The organism is Ferruginibacter sp. (assembly GCF_031391665.1).
Classification (GTDB): Bacteria; Bacteroidota; Bacteroidia; order Chitinophagales; family Chitinophagaceae; genus Ferruginibacter.
In genome coordinates this window covers 12,392-36,079 of record NZ_JANMUN010000241.1, presented here as the reverse complement: position 1 = coordinate 36,079, position 23,688 = coordinate 12,392, and the positions used below count along the sequence as shown (strand labels likewise).

Below are 23,688 nucleotides of genomic sequence, written 5' to 3'. Positions count from 1 at the left end.
TCTATTTATGCAGAACAATTTTACCTAAATCCGTATCGTCGCCATGGCGGATTGGAATATTATTGATAACAGAATCTTTATACCCGTTGGATGGTTTAATAATAAGAGTAACCGTATTGGTTTTAATGCCCCTGATTTTAAATTCTCCATCATTATCGGGAATTGCCCTTAAGGTATCAGCACCTGCAATTACCATAAGCGTTGCCGGTAAAGCGCCTGATGGCCTTATTTCTCCTTCCAGCTCACCAGATTTACCATGACTGAAATGCCCAATTTTTAATTTCAATTCCCATCTGCCGTTATGAAAGCGAATGGAACCATGCCCGTCGAAATCTAACCAAATGCGTAAATGACGTGGGTCTAAATGATCTACATCGCCATGTACATCAATGGTTATTACTTTATCAATATTAGTAAGCGGAATAATTGCGCCATTTAATACAACCGAGTTACGTGTGCCCAATGTAATTCTTATTTTTTCCACTTCGCCGTTGGGTATATAGCCCACAGCCAATAAAGTATCCAGGCCGTTTCTAAAACGCAGGATATTGTACACCCCTGCTCTTATAGTAAGTGTATCCCAGCGTTCTCTGCCAGTTGAATCTTCTACTTTTACTTCAACCCTTTGTATATCTAAAAAAATAGAATCGAAAATTACCGACGGGTCATCGGTCATCATAATTTTTAATTCGCTTTTTCCGGGAGGTAAAGCACTGTTGGCTTCGGCAGAGCCATCTTTTTTACAGGAAATAATTACCAATATCATTGTTAGAAAAAGCAATGACAGCAACAGCAATGTTTTTTTGTTTTTCATACAGCAATTTTTAAGGTGAATGTTTTTTATTCTCCTGAATAACAGTACCAAATTAATACCAACAAACTCTTAAAAACCCCCAACCTTGCCGAATAGTAAAAACTAACTGCTGAGCAGGTAAAAAAAACAGCTGAAAAAATGGGAGACTTTATTTTTTAAAAGCAAAATATACCGCACCCAGTACAAGTGCAAAACTTACCAGGTATTTCCAGTGAAAAGGTTCTTTTAAATACAATACAGCAAACGCTGCAAAAACTGTTAACGTAATTACTTCCTGTGTAATTTTTAACTGAAAACCATTGAGGCCGTTTGCAAAACCTATTCGGTTTGCAGGCACCATTAAGCAGTATTCAAAAAAAGCAATTCCCCAACTGATTGCTATAGCTTTCCATAAAGGAATTTCGGTATTTTTTAAATAGGCCGTACCAGGCGAAGGTCATAAATATGTTGGAGGCGGTGAGGAGGAGTATTGTGCGGAGCATAGAAAACAATTGATAATGACGTAATGGATAATGAGTAATCTTTTCGGGCAAACTGCTATTATCTTTTACGAGGGTATGCTTTTAAGTTGAAATTATTATTCAAATTTTTTTTCGAAGTATTTTTTAATATCATCGTAAGTGTGATAGTTACCGTTTTTGATTTCATTTCGTGCTTTTTCAATTAATTCCCATTGTTCAATACTTAGTTCATCATCTTCTTTTAATTTATCAATTATGTTTTGTTCTCCTTTCATAAATTGTTTTTATAAAAATAATCCTTTTTTGTTTAAAGAAAAAGCCCGGTTTAAACCAGGCTTAATATTGAAAATAAAATCTTTAATACTCATTAATTCAAACTTCTAAAATCCACAGGCACCAGTTTACTTACACCGGCTTCCTGCATGGTAACACCGTAAATTACATCCACCGCACTCATGGTTTGTTTATTATGTGTAACAATGATAAACTGAGAGTTCTCACTGAATTTTTTTATCATGTTGGTAAACTTGCCCACATTGGCATCATCCAGCGGCGCATCTACCTCATCTAAAATACAGAAAGGTGCAGGCTTAATTAAATAGATGGCAAACAATAAGGCCGTTGCTGTTAATGTTTTTTCTCCTCCGCTTAACTGGCCAATTGATGAGGGACGTTTTCCTTTTGGTTTTGCCACAATATCAATTCCGGTATCAGCTAAATTTTCAGGGTCAACCAAAACCATATCTGCAGTATCATCTTCTGTAAATAAAGCCTGGAAAACTTTTTGAAAATTTTCTCTTACTTTATTAAATGTATCTAAAAATTGCTGGTTGGCTGTTGCTTCCACTTCCTGAATAGTAAGCATTAAACTTTCCTTTGCAGTAACCAAATCATTTTTTTGCTCTAAAATAAATTCGTAGCGTTTCTTCATTTCGGTGTACGCTTCAATTGCCGTAGGGTTTATTTCACCGATATTTTCTAAACGTTTACGCTGTCTTTCATTTTTTTCCTGCAATTCTTCCAATGGCGTATCACCGGTTCTTGGCTCGTCAATAATGGCATCAAGGTCAACTTTAAATTCCACATTCAGCCTTTCTTTCATTCCGGCTAACTGCAGTTTTAAATCGGTTAACTTATCTTTTATTTCATTTAATAAAGTATCAATGCCTTCTTTACTTTTTTGTTTGTGGCGCAACTCACTTTCTTTTGCAGCCAAAGCATTTCTTAAATTGTAGTAGGCCTGGTCTGCTTCGTTCAACTTCTTTTCTTCACCTTCCTTATTTTGCAGCATGGTTACCAGTAAAGTTTCCAATGCCTGCAAAGCCACAGCGGTTTCAGCAATACTTGTTGCTGCTTCGTTTAATTGGGAGCTGCTGCTTTCTATTTGTGTTTGTAAATCTTTTAACTGGTTGCTTTTAAATTCAAATTCCTGCTTTAAAGAAATTACTTTGCTTTGCTGTTTGGTAAATTGAAGATTGCTATCATTAAAAGTTGCAGTCGCAAAATTATATTCGTGCTCTGCAGTAGCATAATCCTGTTCTATCAATTGCATTTTATCTCCCAAATCTTCTAACTGAGTATTGAATTTTTCCAGCTCATCCCTGGTGCTTGCAATGGCATCATGGTTGTTTTGTAATTGTTCCTGCAACTCCTCTACCCTTTTGCTGCTCGTTTCTTCTAAGTGGTGCAGGTTTTCAATTTTATTTTGCAGAGAGAAAACATGATTGGTTAAATTATTAATATCCTGCTGCGTTTGCTTAATGGCATTTTCTTTTAACTGCTCGTTAAAAGCAATTACTTCATTATGCCTGCTTTGAATAACTGCTTTTAAATCATTAACAATAATTTCCTGTGCAGAAATTTCGTCAAATAATTTCTCCATATTTTTTGCCCGGCCAATTTTCTTTCCTTCAAATAAACCTACGCTGCCACCGGTTAAAGAATATTTTCTTTTTACATACTTACCTGTTTTTTCCAATACTACAGCACCGTTGCTGTTGTGCAATGCTTCTTCATTTTCGGCAATAAAAACATTGCCTAATAAATGTTTGGCAAGATTGGCATATTTACTGTCAATCTCCACCACACTTAATGCAGGTATGGTTCCATCGGGTTGATGATGGCTTTCAAAATCGGTAAACTTATCCTGTAAAAAAAAGTTGGCTTTACCTTTTTTATTATCATCTAATAAATGAATGGCCTGTAAACCTTCTTCTAAATTATTAACTACATAATAATTTAAATAAGGTTCTAAAACATTTTCTACAGCAGCACGGTATGCTTCTTTTACATAAATAATATCTGACAATAATGGTGCTGTATGGTTCCAGCCCGAGTTGTTATGTAAAAACTTTACACTCTCGGGGTAACCTTCCATCGAGTCTATCAAACTTTTTAATAAAGCATGTTCATTTTTTTTGCTGTCGAGCTTCCTGCTTTCATCTGCCAGTTCATTACGCAAACCTTCCAGCAAACTTTGTGTCGCTAAAATTTGTTCTTTGGTAAACTCATGATGATCCTGCAATTGCTGCAGATCCGTTTTCTTTTGCTGCAGTTCTTCTTCCTTAATTTTTTTATCTCCTTCTAATTGCTGTAACTGATTTTGGCGCTGCGTTTTTTCTTCCTGTATTTGTACAACAGTTCTTTGTACGTTTTGTATAGAGGTATCTGCTACTGCAACTTTTTTCTCTGCTTCAAACTGGTTTCTCTGTATGGCCTGGTTTTCTTTTCTTAATTCATCTATGCTGCTGCGTTTTTCATCAAACACTTTGCGTTTATCTTCTACAGCATTTTTTAATTCGTCCAGCTTTCCTTCAAACTCTTCTAATTTTATTTCGTCATCTTTTATCTGCTGACTGGTAAATTGTATGCTTTCATCCAATCCTTTTAACTGGCCTCCGGCTTTTTGTAAAAATTCGTTTAAACTGCTTTCTCTTTCTTTTAAATACTGTAAACGTTGTGCGCTTAAATTTTTATCACTCTCTTTATTTCTTAAGCCATCCAGCATATCATTAAAAGCATGCTGCATTTGCTGTAATGCTTTTTCCTGTTCAATAAAGCCCAATTTTTCCTGCTCTAATAAAGCTTCTTCTTTTGCAATAGAAGTTTCCAGTTCAATTCGCTTATCAACTTCTGCCTGCTGCTGATGGTTTAAATCACGGTAAGTAATATTAAAACCTTCCAAAGCCGCTTTGGCTAATTCAATACTTACTTCTTTATACTCTTTTTTTATTTCGAAATACTTCTCTGCTTTTTTTGCCTGGCTCTCTAAACTTTTTAACTGGTTATTTATTTCAAACAATAAATCTTCAATACGTGCTAAGTCCTGCTCGGTAGCATCTAATTTTAATTTAGCTTCTTTTTTACGGGTTTTGTAAATGGTAATTCCTGCAGCCTGCTCCAGCATTTTGCGGCGGCTGTTTTCTTTATCCTTAATAATATCATCTACCATGCCCAGTTCAATAATGGCATAACTGTCGGTGCTAACACCGGTATCCATAAAAAGATTATGAATATCTTTTAAGCGGCAGGCCACATCATTAAGGCGGTATTCGCTCTCGCCGTTTTTATAATATTTACGGGTTACAGTTACAGTATTAAATTCTGTGGGCAGTAAATTTTTTGTATTCTCAAAAGTAAGGCTCACTTCTGCAAGGCCGCTTGCACTACGGGTTTTAGAACCATTAAAAACAAGGCTCTCTAAGTTTTCGCTACGCAGATTACTTATTTTATGCTCGCCAATTACCCAGCGGATACTATCCACAATATTACTTTTACCACAGCCATTGGGGCCAATTACACCAGTAATACCTTCATCAAAATTGAGTACGGTTTTATCGGCAAAACTTTTAAATCCTTTGATTTCTAAACTCTTTAATCGCACTTGTCTATGTTTTAGTCAGTCGGCAAATATAACGGAATGGGGCAAAACAAATATTTGATTGTTTGCACCAATTATCAAGAGTTATACACAGTTTTTTAACAGGTAAATTTTTGTTATCATAAAAATAGCTTACAATCGATTTTTACTTAATTCATCCAGCAGCTATAAAAACAAAATGCCTCCCTTCTTTAAAAAAAAGAAGAAAGGCATTAACCGATGAAACCATACAAAATATGAAAATTATTGTTTAATAAGTTGACCTCTTATTTCTCCGCCGCCAAACGCTGCAGAATGAATATTTACATAAAGCATATTATTCATTAAACTATCCTGTTGCCCAACTGTAATTGCAGGCGAGGTATAACTTATGGGAGAAGTAAAAGGAGAAGAACCCAAACCATATACAACTGGTCCCGAAACACCAGCCGCACCTCTATGTATATGCATATTTGTAGCTGTAACGCCTGTATAAGTCATGTTAAGGGTCAATATTTTTGTATCCTGATTGAAAATTACAGTAGCAGTTCCTGTAGCAGTTGAAGCATTTACAGGCACTTCACTGGCTCCATTTATGGTAGCTTTAAAAGTAACATTAGGATCGGGAACAGGCGTCGGCGTATCGTCTTTACTGCAGGAAGATCCGACAGTTAACAAAGTTGCAATGGCTAAAAAATTAATTAAACGTTTCATAATAAAATTTTGAAGGTTAAGAAACAAGTACAGCTAATTATAAGCTGTTTAATTTTTAAATCGGTTTAAAAAATAATAGGGTTGCCTGTGAGCATCTTCTTAAAGCAATTAGTTGCTTTTAGTATCACAAATCCGTTAGTATTTTTGACTTATTGCTATGAAAAAGTGGCTAAAAAATATTTTCGTAAATAAAGAAGCCGCTGAAAATTCAGCGGCTTCTTTGCAGTATATATATTAATTCCTTTTACAACTTATCTACTTCCGCCTTTTTCTTATCATATTCAGCAGCTTTCTTTAAGTCGTTTTTGGTATTATAAAACTGGCTTAATATATCCAGTACAATTTTATAATTCGATTTTTGTGTAGCTTTTAAAGTTGGCTGTGCAGCAAAATAACTTACCACTCCTTCTGCATACGGAATACATTCATCAATCTTTTTTATAACCATTGCCTTTAGATCGTTGCGAAGTTTTATATCAGCAGGTTTTGTGCCTTTAATTTTTTTAGATGAATCCTGCAGATCGTAAGCTGCATTATACAAATGTCTTGTCATCAGCATTTTTGCATCAATGCCTTTATCAAGCGGTATAGCAATTTTTAAAGTTTCTGTTAATTTATTTTTCACTGCTTCAGGGTTGGCCGGTCTGCTATCTCCTGTATAGAGATCATTATACATTTCCACACTTAAATTATAAGGATAAGTATATTTTTCAGGATACTTTTTCATCAGTTCCTCATACTTTGCAATTAAGGCGGTTTTATCGCCAGATTTTGAAACCCTGTCTAATTCAAACTCCGTCCAGTAATCATCAGCCGGGTATAAAGATTTTCCTTTTTCGAGCAAAGCAGTTAAATTAGCTTCGTCCTTGTTTTTTGAATAATACTCCGCCAGGTACTGGTAAATATTTAAATATTGCTGGCCCGATAAATTAGCATCGGTTAGCTTTTTGTAAAAACTAATGGCAGAAGCCTCGTCTTTAGCATTGGTAGCAGCAATTGCAGTATTTAAAATTAACGAAGTATCCAGCCCTGGAAATTTAAATCCGTTGTATTCATAGTTTTTAGATTTTACATAATCCTCCACCAGTAAAGCATTTTTAAATCCTTCAAAAGAAAGAGGGAAATTTTTAGCATTAAATTCTTTTGCGCCAATATCAAAATATCCGTTGTACAAATCAAAGTATGTAGCATGGTTTTCCTGTACAAAAGCTTCCTCCTTAGCATCCATTTGCTGGTATTTTTTTAATGCTTCAAAAGCCTCTGCTTTTAATTTCAGTGCATCTGCTGAACTTAATCCAGAATCTTTAGAGGCTGTATTGTAAATTCTGCCTTTGTAAAACCATGCAAGAGATGATTTTGCATTTTTTGCATCTGCTATAAATTTATCAAGCCCTTCCTTGGCTTTTTTGTTTTGCCCCAAAAGCATCATTTTATTAATATCATCAAGGCTTTGGCCAAAAATTGCGGTGCCTGCAAAAAGCAGCATAATAAAAAAACAATATTTCTTCATTCTATTTTATTTTTAGGTGATAAAGATATTAGTTAATTGCGTATAAGGATGATTTTTTAACCAGTTTTTCATAAACCATGCCATAAAACTGTTCCATAAAATAAAGACGATAAAAAAACTAAAGTTGGCTAAATTGCAGCTGTTTTTAACATTACTTTGATTACACAAAATACCATACAGCAAATACTCAGCCGCATAGATATTGTAGAGATTGTGGGCTCGTTTGTAAAATTAAAAAAAAGAGGCACTAATTATATTGGCCTCTGCCCTTTTCACAACGAAAAATCGCCTTCGTTTACCGTATCTGCCGCTAAAGAAATTTACAAATGTTTTGGCTGTGGCCGCAGTGGCAACTCCATAAGCTTTTTAATGGAGGCCGAAAAGTACAGCTATGCCGAAGCCTTACGCTGGCTTGCCGCAAAGTACAATGTAGAAATTGAAGAAACAGAAACCAGCCCCGAATACAAACAGCAACAACAGGTTGCCGACAGCCTTTACATCATCAACAACTTTGCACAAAAATTTTTTACTAATGCCTTGTTTAATACAGAGGAAGGCCAGGATATTGCTTTAAGTTATTTAAAACAACGGGGCTTTAGAGAAGAAATAATTAATAAATTTCAATTGGGTTTTAACCCCGAGGCCAGGGATAGCTTTACAAAAGAAGCTTTGGCCAATCAATACAATTTAGAATACCTGCAAAAAAGCGGATTGGTAAATGTTAGAGATGGTAATGCGTATGACAATTACAGGGGAAGAATAGTTTTCCCTATCCATAATCAAAGCGGAAAAGTATTGGGCTTTGGTGCCAGGATTATTAAGAACAACGATAAAGCACCTAAATATATTAACACGCCTGAAAATGAAATTTATGTAAAAAGTAAATTGCTGTACGGCAGTTATTTTGCAAGGCTGGCTATTGATAAAGCAGATGAATGTTTATTGGTGGAAGGCTATACGGACGTAGTTAGTTTACACCAGGCCGGTATAGAAAACGTGGTGGCCAGTGGTGGTACCTCTTTAACACCAGACCAGTTAAGGCTGATAAAAAAATATACCAATAACCTTACTATTATTTATGATGGCGATAATGCAGGTATAAAAGCTGCACTGCGTGGGTTGGATTTAGCATTAGAAGAAAGCCTGAATGTAAAATTGGTTTTAATACCGGATAAAGAAGATCCCGACAGTTACGTAAACAAAGTTGGTGCTGCTGCTTTTGCAAATTTTATTGCAGAAAATAAAAGAGATGTAATTTTATTTCAGTTGGATATTGCATTAAAAGATGCAGGCACCGACAGTAATAAAAAATCCATCATTGTAAACCAGATTGCCGAAACCATTGCAAAAATTAATAAGGCAGAAGATTTTACCAAGCAGCAGGATTATATAAAACAATGCTCCGAAATTTTAAAGATTGAAGAAAGTGGTCTGCATGCTTTGGTAAATAAATTTATAAGAGAAAAAGTTACCAAGGCAGAAAACCAATCGTACAGGGAAGAAAGGAGTGATACAAATATTTTATCAGCCCAAACAGAAGATGACACTCTCTCTTTATTTAACAAAGATGAAATGCACGAAAGGGCCATGGTAAGAAGTTTGCTGGAGTTCGGTTTAAAAGACTGGGATGAAGAACAAAAAGTAGCCAATTATATTTTTAAAGAAATTGAATTAAACCAGTTAGAGGAATTGATTGACAATAAAGATTTAGTACATGTGGTACAAACTTATAAAACATGGTACAACGAAGGGATAGAACCCACACCTAAAAATTTTTTATATCACGATAATTTAAAAATGAGTTCGCTGGTGGTAAGCATCATGGATTTTAATTATGAAATTAGCCCCAAATGGTCTGAACATTTTGAAGGCCATATTCCTACCAGGGAAGATCTGTTTAAGGAAGAAGTTTTTAGCACCCTTAATTACCTAAAATTAAAAAAGATAAAAAGGCTGATGGATGAAAACCAGCGTGACCTGGAAAAATCTTTAATCTCCGAAGAGCAAATGATTTTAGTACAAACACACCAGCACCTTAAACAAATGGAAATAGAATTGACCAAACAATTGGGTACAGTAATTTTTAAGTAACTTATTTTTGATTAAAATTTTTCTTTTGGGCTATTAATTTTTCCATGGTAGTTTCCAGGCGCTTAGTTTTAGTTTCTTCTTTTTTTGCACTTACAATCCACTCCACATATTCCCGTTTATGGCTAAACGCAAGCGAATCAAAAAATGCAGCAGCAGTTTTATTTTTTTCCAGCATTTTTTGTAACGCTGCAGGTGTCTCAATAGTTCGGTTTGTGTAGTCTACACCCGGTGCTGGGTTTGCAGAAGAAAATGAAGGCGCTTTATTAGTTTCTGTATCCGGCTTTTTAAATCTTGCAGCACTCCACAAGTTATCTACCGCAATCAGCCGTACTGTTTCAAAACCATGTTCAGTAATAAAATCCCAGTTGGCATCCCTGCATAAGTCACTTGCAATTTTTGAGGAAGCTTTAGGATAAGCAACCCAAAATTTAGCTTCGGCATGTAAAGCCGGTATTACTTCTGTTAATATTTCTTTCAATTGTTTTTGGCTAAATGCAAATATTAAAGCAAAATCAATTTTCCTAATTTTAAGTAAAGGTGTTACATTTTTAGAGAAAGAAAGTTTGATGAATTGTTTTTCAATGGCAAGTGGCAAACCCTGCAACAGCAAATTTTTTTCATCACCCAGTTGCAATTTTTCCAATAAAGATTGAGAAGACATAGGCAAAACAACAGTTAATTTTAATAATTATTATACCAACAACAAAACAATTATTGACTGCAAAAATGCAGCTAATTTAAAAGAAGTTTTTTCCGGAGGGTTAAAAGTTGTATAACAGCAAGACTGTTTAGAACTGTAAAATTAAACATTAAGTTTGGTAGATAAAAGTTTAAACAAAAAAAACTCTGCAGTTTGCAGAGTTTTTTTATTATATAGAATATTTTATTTATTTATAGGTTTATAATAAGTCAGCGCTTCAGGCATATTCTTCTCTAAGTTTGCAATCCTTCTGTCATCAGCCGGGTGAGTTGATAAAAACTCCGGTGGCTTAGCATTACCACCAGCAGCAGCCATTCTTTGCCAAAAAGGAATTGCCTCTCTTGGATTATAACCAGCCATTGCGGCAAAATTTAATCCTAAACGATCAGCTTCGAGTTCTTGATTTCTACCATTGGGTAATAAAACACCAACTTGTGCAGCCGGAGCAAAAATATTATTAAACAGGCTGTTATATTTTGAATTACCTGATGTAGCAATATTACCTACAATTTCTAAACCTTGTGCAATAGCACCTTGGCTCATACGTTCGTTACCGTGGTGCGCTACTGCATGCGTAATTTCATGGCCAAGCACAATTGCTAAACCTGCTTCATTTTGTGTATAAGGTAACAGGCCTGTGTACACCACCACTTTTCCGCCGGGCATACACCATGCATTTACAGCTTTATCGTTTACTAAATTAAATTCCCATTTGTATCCGTCCAATTCTGCAGCAAGGCCTTTACCACGATAATATTGAGTAATAGCTGCAGCAATTCTGCCGCCTACACGGCGAACCATTTCTGCATCTTTACTGGTATTTTCACTAACCACCTGGTTTTGAGATAAAAAACTTCTGTATTCAGTAACAGCCATTTGCTGCAATGATGCTTCTGAAAAAAGCCCCAGTTGCTTGCGGCCTGTAATTGCATTTCTTGAGCATGCTGCTAACAGCGAAACTGAAAATAATAAGATAAATACTTTTTTCATTTTGTTTGAGTTTTAATTATAGTATGTAATAAACAATTGGCGTACCAATTTTAATAACTTCAAAAATCACAAAATGTAATTTTAAGTTAAGACGTAAATTTTTAAGATAAGGTTGTAGAGAAAATGTTAATCGTTGCGGCGGCGTGATTTTCTTCTGTCACGGTGTTTAAGTATTGGTACCCTGCTTTCAACGCCACGTAATATGCGGCCAATATTTTTTTGATGGGTTAAGATAACCAATGAAGCCACTAACAGTGCAAATATTCGGTATAATATTTCATGCTCATTCCATATCCACAATACACAAATGGGTAAAAATAATGCTGCTAATATTGAGCTGAGGGAAACATAACGGGTTACATAAAGTACAATTAAAAAAACACCCACACAGCTAATGGCAACTACAGGTTGCACTGCCAGCAACATTCCAAATAAAGTAGCCACTCCTTTACCCCCTTTAAAATCGGCAAAAATGGGGAATATATGCCCCGCTACTGCGGCAAGGCCCAAACCAATCATAAAATTGGTACGGTACAATTCCATATCGGGACTGAAGTAATAAGGGAGAAAATTATATAAAGCAACGGCTACTGCACCTTTTAAAATATCAAGCACCATTACAATAGTACCATATTTGCTACCCAGCACCCTGAAAGTATTTGTAGCTCCCATATTGCCACTTCCGTAATCCCTGATATCTACACCAAAAAATTTTTTGCTTATAATTAAAGCGGTAGGAATGGAGCCGATTAAATATGCAATTATGATAAGAAGTAATTCTTTCATGCGATTCTTTGAGTTGAGTTGAACATCACAAAAATAATGAATTATGAGTTTACTTAACCTTAATTTAATTACAAAATTCAAACGTATTTAAATTATATAAATATCTCAATCTGCTCTATACTCAGCTTTAACGCATATCCAGTCTTTTTGGTGTGTAAAAGATTGTAAAACTATACCGTTTACAGTCAGAGATTCCCTAATTGAAGCTTCATCAGTAATTAAAAAACCACTCAATAATATTTGACTGCCAGGCATACATGCTTTAGCGATAAGGGGCATATTTTGCAAAATAATATTCAAATTTATATTGGCAAGAATAATATTGTACGTCTGGTTAAGAGGAATGATTTCTGCTTTTTGCAAAAAGATATTTTTTGAATTGTTTGTAACAATATTTTCTTTCGCATTCTCTATGCTCCAGTCATCATTATCAATTGCAGTAATTGCAGAGGCTCCCATTTTTTCAGCTAAAATTGCCAGCACACCTGTACCCGTACCAAAATCTACAACAGATGTATTTTTAAAATTTAAAGCACTCATTTGTTCCATCATTAAAAAGGTGGTGGCATGATGGCCGGTACCAAAACTCATTTTTGGGGTAATGATAATTTCGTGCTGCACATTTTTTACCGGCTGATGAAAACCTGCACGTATAGCCGCAAAATTATTTACAACAACAGGGTCAAAACTACTCTCCCACTGTGCGTTCCAGTTTTGCTGTTCAATTACTGTTAATTGATACGACAGGCTATTACTGCTGGCAACAGCGTCTAAAGTTTCTTTATCAAATTTTGTTTCGGGAATAAAAGCTTTTAATTCGTTTTCGTTTTCTTCAAAACCATCAAAGCCAATATCTGCAAGCAGGGCAATCAGTATTTCGTTTTGTTCGGCAGAATTGGTGTTAATTTTAATTTCGATGTGTTTCATTTTATCAATTTAATAAAAAACCGCAGGAAAAATCCTGCGGCTGTGAATATGTAATGTGATTGATTAATTCTGCTGCTCACCCTGCTGCGGCTTGGGCTGCATATCGGGTTTTGGTATTAAAGCTTTGCGGCTTAATTTAAACTTACCGGTCTTTTGATCAACATCAAGCAACTTCACTTTTACTTTATCGCCTTCTTTAAAAATACCATCCATAGTTTCTAAACGCTTCCAGCTTATTTCACTAATGTGCAGCAAGCCTTCTTTTTTAGGAAGGAATTCTACGAAAGCACCAAATTCTTTAATGCTCTTAACTGTTCCTTCGTATGTATCCCCAACAACTGGTGTAGCTACTAAACCTTTAATCCATGCTAAAGCTTTTTCCAGTCCTTCTTTTTGTGCAGAGAAGATACTTACCTCACCAGCATTATTCACTTCTTCAATATTAACTGTAGCACCGGTTTCTCTTTGTATTTCCTGAATTACTTTGCCACCGGGTCCTATCACGGCACCAATATACTCTTTGTCGATAATAATTTTAACCATACGTGGTGCATGAGGTTTAACTTCTGCTCTGGCGGCAGGCATACACTCGTACATCGCATCTAAAATGTGTAAACGGCCGGCACGTGCCTGAGCTAAAGCCTTACGCATAATGTCCATGCTCAAGCCATCAACTTTAATATCCATCTGTACGCCACAAATACCATCACGGGTTCCTGTAACTTTAAAATCCATATCTCCCAAATGATCTTCATCACCCAAAATATCTGTAAGCACTGCAAACTGGTCGCCTTTTTTTATTAAGCCCATTGCAACACCACTAACGTGTTTAGGTAAAGGCACACCTGCATCCATTAATGCTAACGAACCTGCACAAACTGTTGCCATTGATGATGAGCCATTGCTTTCTAAAATATCACTTACTACACGAACGGTGTAAGGGTAATCGCTGCCGGGCATCATCTTTTTTAAACTACGCATGGCAAGGTTACCATGTCCAACTTCTCTGCGGCCAACACCTCTCATCATTTTTACTTCACCTGTAGAAAACGGAGGAAAGTTATAATGCAAAATGAATTTTGTATAATCAGATTTGTGTGCACTTTCAACCAATAATTCATCTAAAGGTGTTCCGAAAGTAACTGTTGTAAGTGATTGTGTTTCACCTCTTGTAAATAAAGATGAGCCGTGTGGGGTTGGTAAAATATTGGTTTCCATTGCAAGAGCACGAATATCTTCTGTACCTCTTCCATCCAAACGTTTCTTATCATTCAAGATCATATCCCTTACCACGTAATATTGTAATTCGCCAGTATAATGACCAATCAATTTTTTATCTGCATCAGGTAATTCCTCTCCCAAAAATGTTTTTACTTCTTCGTGCAGTGCTTTATAAGCATCGCTTCTTTCATGCTTTGCAGATGCTGAAGAAGAAATCGTATGCATTTTATCTTTTGCAAAAGCAGTTATCTTTTCATTTAATTCTTCGTTGCGATAAGGTTTGGTGTATTCTCTTTTTGCAGTCAAGCCAAGCTGTTCCCTAAGTTCTGCTTGTGCTTTAATTTGTACTTTAACAGCTTCGTGACCTAATTCAATTGCTTTAATTAAATCTTCTTCCTGGCATTCGTTAGCTTCACCTTCTACCATCATAATATTTTTATCAGTAGCGGCAATTATAAATTCTAAATCGCATGCTGCTAATTCGGTACGGCTTGGGTTTACTATAAACTCACCATTCTTTCTGGCAATACGCACTTCCGAAATAATTTCCTGAATGGGAATATCTGAAACAGCTAAAGCTGCAGAAGCCGCAAGGCAAGCTAATGCATCAGGCATAACTTCAGCATCGCTTGATATAAGGCTTATAAGTACCTGAACATCACATAAATAATCTTCTGGAAAAAGCGGACGTAAAGCCCTGTCTATTAATCTTGAAGTAAGAATTTCGTAATCATTTAACCTGGCTTCTCTTTTAAAGAAAGAGCCCGGCACACGGCCGGCAGAAGCAAATTTTTCCTGGTAATCTACAGATAATGGAAAAAAGTTTTGGCCATCTTTAGGCTCTTTGTTGGCAACAACTGTTGCTAATAAAATACAATTGCCCTGGCGAACAGTAACAGCGCCATCTGCCTGGCGGGCAATTTTGCCTGTTTCGATGGTAACCATGCGGCCACCGCCAATATCAAAAGTTACAGATTTTGGTTGTAGTAAAGACATAAATACTATTTATGATTTGGGATTGCCGATTTAAGATTTACTTAAACCCTAACCCCGGTGAGTTAATTACGTAAAAAAGAATAATTCCCAACCGTAAAATTTCAGTTGGGAATTATTGCTATTACATACTTGGAATAATTTATTTACGAAGGCCTAATTTTTCAATTAAACTTCTGTAGCCTGTAAGGTCGTGTTTGCTCAGGTAAGTTAACAAGCGCTTGCGCTGACCCACCATTTTCATCAAACCTCTTTGAGAAGAAAAATCTTTTTTGTTGATTTTCAGGTGTTCTGAAATGGAATTGATACGCTCTGTTAATAAAGCGATTTGGCCCTCAATAGACCCTGTGTTAGTGGCTTTACCACCATAAGTTGAAAAAATACTTGCTCTTTTTTCGATTGTTAAATAAGGCATCTCTTTGTTTTTTTAATAACGTCTTTGTTATGTTTCTTTTATAATTGTGTGCAAAAGTACATAAAAAAATGGTTTTTACGAGGTGAATTGAGGATTTTTTTTGAATATTGCCAAATATGAAACCGTCGTTCGCCATAATAGGCTGTGGAAGAATTGCTAAAAGGCATGCTGAACAAATAATAAAACATGGAATACTGTCGGCTGTTTGCGATATAATTCCTGAAAAAGCCAATGAACTGGCTGCAATTTACAATGCCACAGCTTACTATTCCATAGAAGATTTGCTTGCCAATGAAAAGAATATAAAGGTGGTTAGTATTTGTACTCCAAATGGTTTACACGCCATTCATTCTATAAAAGCACTGGAAGCTGGCAGTAATGTTTTGTGTGAAAAGCCATTATGCATTAACACAACAGATGGAGAAAAAATGATTGAAACCGCACTCAACTGCAATAAAAAACTGTTTGTAGTTAAACAAAATCGCTACAATCCCCCCGTTGCTTTTTTAAAAGATTTGATTGATACTGACAAACTGGGTAAAATTTACAGCTTTCAAATAAACTGTTTTTGGAACAGGCCGAATGAATATTATAATGGTTGGAAAGGAACGAAAGATTTAGATGGCGGAACACTATTTACCCAATTCAGCCATTTTATTGATTTGTTGTATTGGCTATTGGGAGATGTAGCTGCGATTAAAACCAATTCCAAAAACTTTGCGCATGCATCAATTGAATTTGAAGATACCGGTATAGTTTTATTTGAAATGAAAACAGGCGCTATTGGATCTTTAAACTATACCGTAAACAGTTTTAATAAAAATATGGAGGGCTCGTTTACGGTTTTTGCAGAGAAAGGAACTATTAAAATTGGAGGACAATATTTAAACGAATTAGAATATTGCAACGTAGAGGGAATTACTAATCCTGAATTGCCCAAAGGTAATCCGGCCATTGGTTATGGGTTTTACCAGGGCAGCATGAGCAAACATGATAAAGTGTATGAAAATTTAATTAAGGTATTGAAAGATGATGAACATGAATTTGCCAGTGCGGAGGAAGGATTGAAAACAGTGGAGATAATTGAGCGGATATATGAAGCCCCCTCCGCCCCCTGAAGGGGGAACTTATACTCTAATGAAAGAAATAGCTTTACATAAAGAGACCAATGCCTGAAGATTTAAAAACAACTCACGAATCCGCAAACACCAATGTTCCCCCTTCAGGGGGCGGAGGGGGCTGTATTTTTTTTACAGTTACCACCGATCTTACTTACGACCAGCGCATGATCCGTATTTGCACATCACTTGGTAATGCAGGATATAAAATAACATTGGTGGGAAGAAAAATGAAAGCATCTCTTCCGCTGTCATCGCAACCATTTTTACAAAAAAGATTGTTTTGTTTTTTTGAGAAAGGGAAACTGTTTTATGCCGAATATAATATTCGTTTGTTTTTTTATTTACTTTTTAAAAAGATCGATTGTGTTGGAGCAATTGATCTTGACACTATTTTACCGGGCTACTTCATTTCTAAAATAAAAAAAATAAAAAGGGTTTACGATGCACATGAATTGTTTTGCGAAATGAAAGAGATTGTAACAAGGCCCACAATTTATACAATTTGGAAAAAGATTGAACGTTTTACTGTCCCCAAATTTGCATGCGGCTACACCGTTAACCAGCCTATTGCCGATGAATTTAAAAAAATGTATGACGTAAATTATAAAGTAATAAGGAATATTGCATTACTGAGAGAAATAAATCTAACCCAAAAAAAAGAAAAATTTATTTTATACCAGGGTGCAGTAAATGAAGGCCGGAGTTTTGAAACACTTATCCCTGCAATGAAAGAAGTGAACTGCAAACTTATTATTTGCGGTGATGGAAATTTTATGCAGCAGGCACAGCAATTAGTAACCACTAATAACTTACAGAATAAAATAATTTTTAAAGGTAAAATAAAACCTGATGAATTAAGAAGTATTACACAACAGGCATACATTGGTATTACACTGTTTGACGATAAAGGATTAAGCAATTATTATTCTTTAGCCAACCGTTTTTTCGATTACCTGCATGCAGGCATACCGCAGTTGTGTGTAAGTTACCCGGTGTATAAAGAAATAAACGAAAAGCACCATATTGCAATTTTAGTTGATGATATCAGCGCAAAAAATTTGGCCTTACAACTGAACAATTTACTGGAGAATGAAGTTGTATACAAGGAGTTGGAGCAAAATTGTTTAAAAGCAAGAGAAGATTTAAACTGGCAGGAGGAAGAAAAAAAATTATTAGCTTTTTATAAAAACTTACTTGGATAAACATTTACATATCGTAACCCTTGATGTGCCCTGGCCTGCTGATTATGGCGGCGTGGTAGATCTTTTTTACAAATTGAAAGCTTTACATCTTCTTGGTATAAAAATTCATTTACATTGCTTTACACAAGATAGAAAACCACAGGAAGAATTAAATAAATACTGTGTTTCGGTAAACTATTATCAGCGTAAAAAAAATAACAGCAGTTTTTCTTTTCGTATTCCATTAATTGTAAAAAGCAGGCAGCATGATGAATTGATTGCTAATTTAAAAAAAGATGACCACCCCATTTTATTAGAAGGCATTCATTGTACCTATTACCTGCACAACGGAGCATTGAATAACAGAAAAATTGCAGTGCGCCTGCACAACGTCGAATTTGAATATTACAAACAACTGGCAAAAAACGAAAGCAATCTTTTTAAAAAATTGTATTTTATTCACGAAAGCAGGTTATTGTATAAATATGAAAAAGCCATTGCCAACAAGGCCACTATTATTGCTGTAAGCGAACATGACGCAACGGTTTATAAACAACTATTTGATGCAAAAGATATTTTTTACCTGCCGGTTTTTATTCCGCATACTTTAGCCGTGGGGGATGCTGGCAAAGGATGTTTTTGTTTGTACCATGGTAATTTGTCCATCAACGAAAATGAAACTGCAGTAATTTGGCTTTTACAAAATGTGTTTAATACTTTAGAAATCCCTTTTGTAATTGCAGGAAAAAATCCTTCTCAAAAATTACTTCAGCTTGCACATCAGCACAAACAAACTTGTATTGTAGCCAACCCCGGCGAAAAAGAAATGCAGGATATGATAACAAAGGCACAACTGCATGTGCTGCCCTCTTTTAACAACACTGGTATAAAATTAAAATTGTTAAATGCATTATTTAATGGCCGGCATTGTATAGTAAACAGCGCAGGAGTGGAAGGCAGCGGCCTGGAAGGTGTTTGCCATATTGCAAACGACGCCACATCTTTTAAAAAAATAATTGAAGAAATGTATCAGCAACCATTTACAGAGCAGGAAAAAGAAAAGCGCCAGGGCTTCTTGCAAACAATTTATAATAACGAAGCCAATGTGATAAAACTAATCGGATATTTAGGATTATAGCAACAAAACATCCTAATTCCTAATCCCAAATTACAAATTCCTTACACCCTTACATTTCAATAGAAGCATTATCCCACACCTTATTCCTTTCCGTTTTAATCATCCGTGCAGGAAATTTATTGATCACCATGTAATCATGTGTAGCCATAATTATAGTGGTGTTGTAATCTCTGCAAATATGAAAAAGTAACTGCATAATTTCGTCACTCGTTTCAGGGTCAAGGTTACCGGTAGGTTCATCGGCCAAAATTAATTTAGGCGAATTTAATAATGCCCTTGCCACATCCACCCTTTGCTGTTCTCCCCCGCTCAATTCAAAAGGCATTTTAAACCCTTTGGTTTTTAAACCCACTTTATCCAGCACATCTGCAATTTTTTCATTCATTAATTTATCATCCTTCCAACCGGTAGCTCTTAAAACAAATTTTAAATTTTCATTTACATTCCTGTCGGTAAGCAATTGAAAATCCTGGAACACCACACCAAGGTTACGGCGCAAGAAAGGTACTGTCTTCCACGTTAGTTCTTTTAAATTATGGCCCACCACCCAGCCTTCGCCTTCCGTCAATTGTAAATCGCCGTACATGGTTTTAAGCAAACTGCTTTTTCCCGTTCCGGTTTTACCCACCAGGTAAACAAACTCGCCTTTTTCAATGCTAATGTTAACATCGCTTAAAATAAGACTGCTACCCTGATAAATATTTACATTTTTTAATTCGACAATAGATTGAGACATAAATTGGTTTGATGTTTAACTCCTATCCCTAAAGGGAGAAATGGAGAAATTTGTGTTTTATTTTTTTGTTACAAAGCCTTATTAATTCTATTTAGCTTCAGTGGCGTCGCACTCTTCAACAATATTTCTTTATTCAACTTTTATCTAAGCGTAAATAAAATCTTTGCAAGTGGTGCAAATTTAGCTTTTAGTGCCACTACATTAAAATATATTTTCTTCACCATTTGTTAAAAAATGTGAATAACTAAAAAAATAGTTGTAAAACTAAAATATTAGTTTTAAATTTACACAAGCAAATTAAAAGAATGCAAAATGAAAAACTTAACCAAAGCAGAAGAACAGATAATGCAGGTGATATGGAAATTAGAAAAAGCATTTTTGAGAGAAATACTGGATGAATTACCTGCGCCCAAGCCACACAGTAATACAGTGGCTACTATAATTAAGATATTAACCGATAAAGAATTTGTAGGCGTTACTGTTTTTGGAAGAACACATCAATACCATCCGCTTGTTAGTAAAGAAGTGTACAGTAAAAGCAGTATGAAGAGTTTGGTAAAGGGTTATTTTGAAGGCAGCTTCAGCAATGCTGTTTCTTTTATGGTAAAAGAAAACAACATCAGTTTAGATGAGCTGGAATTACTGCTGAAACAGTTGAAGAAAAAATAAAAAACAATTTAAAGTTGAAGGTTTAATGTTGAAAGTTGATTAAACACCAAAAACTTTTTGAAATACTTGTACTATTAACTTTCAATCATCAACATTTAATTAAATAATTATGCTGCCTATCGCCTGGTACCTTTTAAAAGTAATTATCTGCTCCGGCATTTTGTATTGTTATTACTGGTTGCTGCTACGTAACAAAGTTTTTCACAAGTACAACCGCTTTTACCTGATGGCAGCTGTAGTATTATCATTGCTATTGCCATTTATAAAAATAATTTTTTGGCAACCGGCAGCAGAGCAACCCACAGGAGTAATACAAGCGTTGCAGGCAGTTAGCAATGGCGATGAGTATATGGGCAACATAATTATATCTGCCTCATCTAATTCATTTGATATAACCCAACTGTATCCATTGGCATATTTAGCTGTATCGCTTGTGCTATTTATAATTTTTCTGCATACACTCTACAGTATTTTTAATCTTATCAGAAAGTACCCAACACAAATTATTGATAAAATTTCTTTTGTAAATACCGATGCTAAAAGCACCCCATTCTCCTTTTTCAATTATATTTTTTGGAATAACAGTATTAATATAGAAACCACAACAGGCCATCAAATTTTTAAACACGAGCTGGCGCATGTACAGGAAAAACACAGCCACGATAAAATTTTCTCCAATATCATTCTCATCTTTTTTTGGTGTAACCCTTTCTTCTGGCTTATCCGCAAAGAGCTGAACATGATACATGAATTTATTGCCGATAAAAAAGCGGTAGAAGACAGCGACACCGCATCTTTTGCAGCCATGATATTGCAGGCTACTTATCCACAGCACCGGTTTCAACTCACTAATAATTTTTTCTATTCCCCCATAAAAAGAAGATTGCTCATGCTAACTAAAAATAAAAATCCTAAAGTAAATTACTTTGGAAGAGTAATGGTATTGCCGTTGCTGGTTTTAATTTTTGCAGCGTTTACTTTTAAAGTAAAAAACACTTCTTTAGCAAAGCAAGAAACCGCAGGATTAGAAAAAAATAATCTAAATAAATCGCAGCAATTTAAAGACACGGTACCAGTTACAATGATTATGAATACAAAAAATGCTGATACCAATTATTTTAAAACCGATGCATTTAAAACTAAAGCTTTAGTAATAGTTGATTCAAAAGAAATTGGCAACTTAGGTTATAATTATGTAGAAAAAAATAACGCCAATTTTAATACTGCAGTAATATACAACCCTGAAAAGGCTATGAAAATTTATGGTGCAAAAGGCAAATACGGTGTAATTAAATTAACTCAAAAAGATGCTGTTGTAATTACTGCAGATTCTGCTTTTTTTGATGAGAAGAATAACGCTGTTAAATTATCTGGCAATAAAACAGTAGTAAGTGGTGATTTATCGAATACCTTAATTTATATTGATGGAAAAATTTCCACTCCGGAACAATTAAATACAATACCACCTGATAAAATAAGTAATGTAACTGTTGTAAAGGCAATAAACTGGATGATATTATTGATGCCAAAGGAAAAACTGCTATGATAAATGTAACCTTAAAAGCAGATGATTTAAGGGAAGTTGTGGTTGTGGGATATAAAAAACCGACGCCTTTATATGTTGTTGATGGTAAAGTAAAAGAAGACAACTTTAATGTTAATACTATTGCACCGGATAACATTGAAAGTATAAATGTTTTGAAAGGTAATTCTGCAACATTGCTATATGGAGAAAAAGGGAAAAATGGGGTTGTAGAAATAAAAACAAAAAATAAAAATGTAACTGAAGTTATTGTTCAGGGATACAAAAAAACAACTCCATTATACATTATTGATGGAAAAGAATCTACTAAAGAAGATGCAGACAAGATAAATCCTGAAAGAATAGAAGAAGTAAGAGTGATAAAAGAAATCACAGCGCTGCAGATATATGGAGAAAAAGGGAAAAATGGGGTGGTGATAATTAATTTAAAACCAGAAAAAAGTCCTCCCTATATCAACAGGTTAACTTCCTACGGCGATTTAAATAACCAGGGAACAAGCCCGTACTTTGAAGTGGATGGCAAAGAATACAAAAGGTACACCCTTGTAAAATATATGAAGGAAACAGGTATAGAACATTTTGACGAAATAAAAATGTACGATAAAATTGAAGGCCCTAAAAAATTTGGAGCAAAAGCAGATGACGGAGCAATAATAGTTACCATTAAAACTGATAATACTTTTAAAGTATTTACCAAGACTGAAATTGAACCATCCTTTGCCGGCGGTGATGATGAATGGAGAAAGTATTTAATGAAAAATTTAAACCCGGATATTCCGGTGTATGAAGGATGGAAAGCGGGCACCTATACCATCGTTGTTCAGTTTATTGTACATGCAGACGGAACTGTAAGTGACGTTACTACCACCAATTATCAAAACAGTAAAACTGCACAACATTGTATCAGTTTAATAAAGCAAAGCCCCAATTGGAAACCCGCCATTCAAAATGGCAGACCAGTAAATGCTTACCGTAAACAACCAATTACTTTTGTGGTGGAAGGAAATAAAAAATCTGTAACAGCTAACTTATTAAGTAATCCTTTGTTAAATATTTGAATATAATACAAACAAATTCCTATTCTGGAATATAGTTTTTATTTTAGCAAATGATTTGCCTTTTAATAAAAACGTATTTTCTTAACCCTCAAAAAATATTATCGCTTTTATCTGTGATGTTGATAATATTTTTTGCACCCCATATACAAGCACAAATTCTTACAGTTAAAACACCTTCAAAACAAATACCCGAATTTACTGTAGGCAATATTATTGGCACAAGGGTAAACATTGATTCATTTAAATTGCAAAAAGAAATAAAAGTTACAACCGGTTTTAAATTTAAAAGTGCCTCTGTATATTTTTCGGGAGCAAATTTTCAAAATGTAAAAGTTGCTTTTTTAGATACAAGTGCATTATTTCGTTTAGATACACTATTTGCCAGATGTATGCCAGGTTCAGTTGTAACATTTGATAATATTAAATTAATCAATAAGAAAGCGGAAGAAATTACGATAGCGGGTAAGGCTTATTTTTTTTATGGAGGTGCATATGTAAATATTGACTCCAGCAGATATCCCGGAAATATTAATGAAATCTTTGAGTTAAGTAAGAAAATTTTTATCTCTGGTACCATTTATTTTTCAGGCGAAAATTTTCATAATGTTCTTACTGTTCACACCGGGGAAAATGATTTGTTAAAAAACTTAATTGCCAGATGTAGCCCTGGCAGCATTATAAGTTTTGAAAACTGCATCTTTAAAAATACTGATGGTACACTTGCAAAACCTATAACCAAATCAATAAAATTGGAATAATAT

At 35.0% G+C, this 23,688-nt stretch carries 22 protein-coding genes; 8 read left to right on the top strand and 14 right to left on the bottom strand.

Translation table 11 applies throughout. The features are described 5' to 3' along the window. Window position 1: 1 nt before the first annotated feature. The 7 genes from ACY651_RS18440 to ACY651_RS18410 all read right to left on the bottom strand — a co-directional run bounded on the left by ACY651_RS18440 (window position 2) and on the right by ACY651_RS18410 (window position 7,358). On the bottom strand, window positions 2–814 hold the full coding sequence (locus ACY651_RS18440; RefSeq protein ID WP_462254976.1) for a DUF4382 domain-containing protein: 813 nt from the start codon (window positions 812–814) through the stop codon (window positions 2–4). 148 nt (window positions 815–962) lie between these two features. Further along, a complete protein-coding gene (locus ACY651_RS18435) occupies window positions 963–1,178 on the bottom strand; it encodes a DMT family protein (protein ID WP_462254986.1) in 216 nt (71 codons plus the stop codon). Continuing rightward, window positions 1,165–1,296: a DMT family protein gene (locus ACY651_RS18430; RefSeq protein WP_462254975.1), complete on the bottom strand. Its 132-nt coding sequence runs from the start codon at window positions 1,294–1,296 to the stop codon at window positions 1,165–1,167. Before ACY651_RS18430 ends, ACY651_RS18435 begins: the two co-directional genes overlap by 14 nt. A gap of 95 nt (window positions 1,297–1,391) precedes the next feature. Beyond that, window positions 1,392–1,550 carry a hypothetical protein gene (locus tag ACY651_RS18425; RefSeq protein WP_462254974.1) on the bottom strand — a complete coding sequence of 53 codons (159 nt, stop codon included), beginning with the start codon at window positions 1,548–1,550 and terminating at the stop codon, window positions 1,392–1,394. Between the two features lie 92 nt (window positions 1,551–1,642). Then, window positions 1,643–5,158 (bottom strand): chromosome segregation protein SMC, encoded by a 3,516-nt coding sequence (smc, locus tag ACY651_RS18420; RefSeq protein ID WP_462254973.1) that lies wholly within the window; start codon window positions 5,156–5,158, stop codon window positions 1,643–1,645. A gap of 240 nt (window positions 5,159–5,398) precedes the next feature. Continuing rightward, window positions 5,399–5,848 carry a CHRD domain-containing protein gene (locus tag ACY651_RS18415; protein ID WP_462254972.1) on the bottom strand — a complete coding sequence of 150 codons (450 nt, stop codon included), beginning with the start codon at window positions 5,846–5,848 and terminating at the stop codon, window positions 5,399–5,401. Between the two features lie 244 nt (window positions 5,849–6,092). Beyond that, window positions 6,093–7,358 (bottom strand): hypothetical protein, encoded by a 1,266-nt coding sequence (locus tag ACY651_RS18410; RefSeq protein WP_462254971.1) that lies wholly within the window; start codon window positions 7,356–7,358, stop codon window positions 6,093–6,095. Window positions 7,359–7,514: 156 nt separating this feature from the next. Here ACY651_RS18410 and dnaG point away from each other — a divergent pair, with 156 nt between their 5' ends. Next, the gene (dnaG, locus tag ACY651_RS18405) at window positions 7,515–9,449 is read left to right on the top strand and encodes a DNA primase (RefSeq protein WP_462254970.1); all 1,935 of its coding nucleotides are present in this window, start codon (window positions 7,515–7,517) and stop codon (window positions 9,447–9,449) included. A 1-nt stretch (window position 9,450) separates the two neighbouring features. Here the strand turns inward: dnaG and ACY651_RS18400 are convergent, their stop codons facing one another. The 6 genes from ACY651_RS18400 to rpsO all read right to left on the bottom strand — a co-directional run bounded on the left by ACY651_RS18400 (window position 9,451) and on the right by rpsO (window position 15,481). Next, window positions 9,451–10,110 (bottom strand): YdeI/OmpD-associated family protein, encoded by a 660-nt coding sequence (locus tag ACY651_RS18400; protein ID WP_462254969.1) that lies wholly within the window; start codon window positions 10,108–10,110, stop codon window positions 9,451–9,453. 222 nt (window positions 10,111–10,332) lie between these two features. Next, on the bottom strand, window positions 10,333–11,139 hold the full coding sequence (locus ACY651_RS18395; protein WP_462254968.1) for a M48 family metallopeptidase: 807 nt from the start codon (window positions 11,137–11,139) through the stop codon (window positions 10,333–10,335). Window positions 11,140–11,265: 126 nt separating this feature from the next. Then, window positions 11,266–11,925: a glycerol-3-phosphate 1-O-acyltransferase PlsY gene (gene plsY, locus ACY651_RS18390; RefSeq protein ID WP_462254967.1), complete on the bottom strand. Its 660-nt coding sequence runs from the start codon at window positions 11,923–11,925 to the stop codon at window positions 11,266–11,268. 105 nt (window positions 11,926–12,030) lie between these two features. Continuing rightward, window positions 12,031–12,852, bottom strand: coding sequence for a 50S ribosomal protein L11 methyltransferase (gene prmA, locus ACY651_RS18385; RefSeq protein WP_462254966.1), 822 nt, complete (start codon window positions 12,850–12,852; stop codon window positions 12,031–12,033). A gap of 63 nt (window positions 12,853–12,915) precedes the next feature. Further along, window positions 12,916–15,069 carry a polyribonucleotide nucleotidyltransferase gene (gene pnp / locus ACY651_RS18380; RefSeq protein WP_462254965.1) on the bottom strand — a complete coding sequence of 718 codons (2,154 nt, stop codon included), beginning with the start codon at window positions 15,067–15,069 and terminating at the stop codon, window positions 12,916–12,918. 139 nt (window positions 15,070–15,208) lie between these two features. Next, window positions 15,209–15,481, bottom strand: coding sequence for a 30S ribosomal protein S15 (gene rpsO, locus ACY651_RS18375; RefSeq protein ID WP_462222439.1), 273 nt, complete (start codon window positions 15,479–15,481; stop codon window positions 15,209–15,211). A gap of 116 nt (window positions 15,482–15,597) precedes the next feature. Here rpsO and ACY651_RS18370 point away from each other — a divergent pair, with 116 nt between their 5' ends. From ACY651_RS18370 to ACY651_RS18360, 3 genes are read left to right on the top strand one after another with little or no spacing between them, the layout of a single operon-like run. Next, window positions 15,598–16,599 carry a Gfo/Idh/MocA family protein gene (locus ACY651_RS18370; RefSeq protein WP_462254964.1) on the top strand — a complete coding sequence of 334 codons (1,002 nt, stop codon included), beginning with the start codon at window positions 15,598–15,600 and terminating at the stop codon, window positions 16,597–16,599. A gap of 50 nt (window positions 16,600–16,649) precedes the next feature. Beyond that, window positions 16,650–17,804 (top strand): glycosyltransferase, encoded by a 1,155-nt coding sequence (locus ACY651_RS18365; protein ID WP_462254963.1) that lies wholly within the window; start codon window positions 16,650–16,652, stop codon window positions 17,802–17,804. Continuing rightward, entirely contained in the window at window positions 17,797–18,921 is a 1,125-nt protein-coding gene (locus tag ACY651_RS18360) for a glycosyltransferase (RefSeq protein WP_462254962.1), read from the top strand. Before ACY651_RS18365 ends, ACY651_RS18360 begins: the two co-directional genes overlap by 8 nt. Window positions 18,922–18,970: 49 nt before the next feature. Here ACY651_RS18360 and ACY651_RS18355 read toward each other — a convergent pair whose 3' ends face one another. After that, complete coding sequence (locus ACY651_RS18355; RefSeq protein WP_462222443.1) at window positions 18,971–19,657, bottom strand: cell division ATP-binding protein FtsE; 687 nt, start codon at window positions 19,655–19,657, stop codon at window positions 18,971–18,973. A 312-nt stretch (window positions 19,658–19,969) separates the two neighbouring features. Here ACY651_RS18355 and ACY651_RS18350 point away from each other — a divergent pair, with 312 nt between their 5' ends. From ACY651_RS18350 to ACY651_RS18335, 4 genes are all read left to right on the top strand, one after another. Beyond that, on the top strand, window positions 19,970–20,326 hold the full coding sequence (locus ACY651_RS18350; RefSeq protein ID WP_462254961.1) for a BlaI/MecI/CopY family transcriptional regulator: 357 nt from the start codon (window positions 19,970–19,972) through the stop codon (window positions 20,324–20,326). A 109-nt stretch (window positions 20,327–20,435) separates the two neighbouring features. Next, window positions 20,436–21,872 (top strand): M56 family metallopeptidase, encoded by a 1,437-nt coding sequence (locus ACY651_RS18345; RefSeq protein WP_462254960.1) that lies wholly within the window; start codon window positions 20,436–20,438, stop codon window positions 21,870–21,872. Next, on the top strand, window positions 21,869–22,927 hold the full coding sequence (locus tag ACY651_RS18340; RefSeq protein ID WP_462254959.1) for a TonB-dependent receptor plug domain-containing protein: 1,059 nt from the start codon (window positions 21,869–21,871) through the stop codon (window positions 22,925–22,927). The genes ACY651_RS18345 and ACY651_RS18340 overlap by 4 nt, the downstream gene beginning before the upstream one ends. Window positions 22,928–23,172: 245 nt before the next feature. After that, window positions 23,173–23,685, top strand: a complete 513-nt coding sequence (locus tag ACY651_RS18335; protein WP_462254958.1) for a hypothetical protein — start codon at window positions 23,173–23,175, stop codon at window positions 23,683–23,685. Window positions 23,686–23,688: the final 3 nt, after the last annotated feature.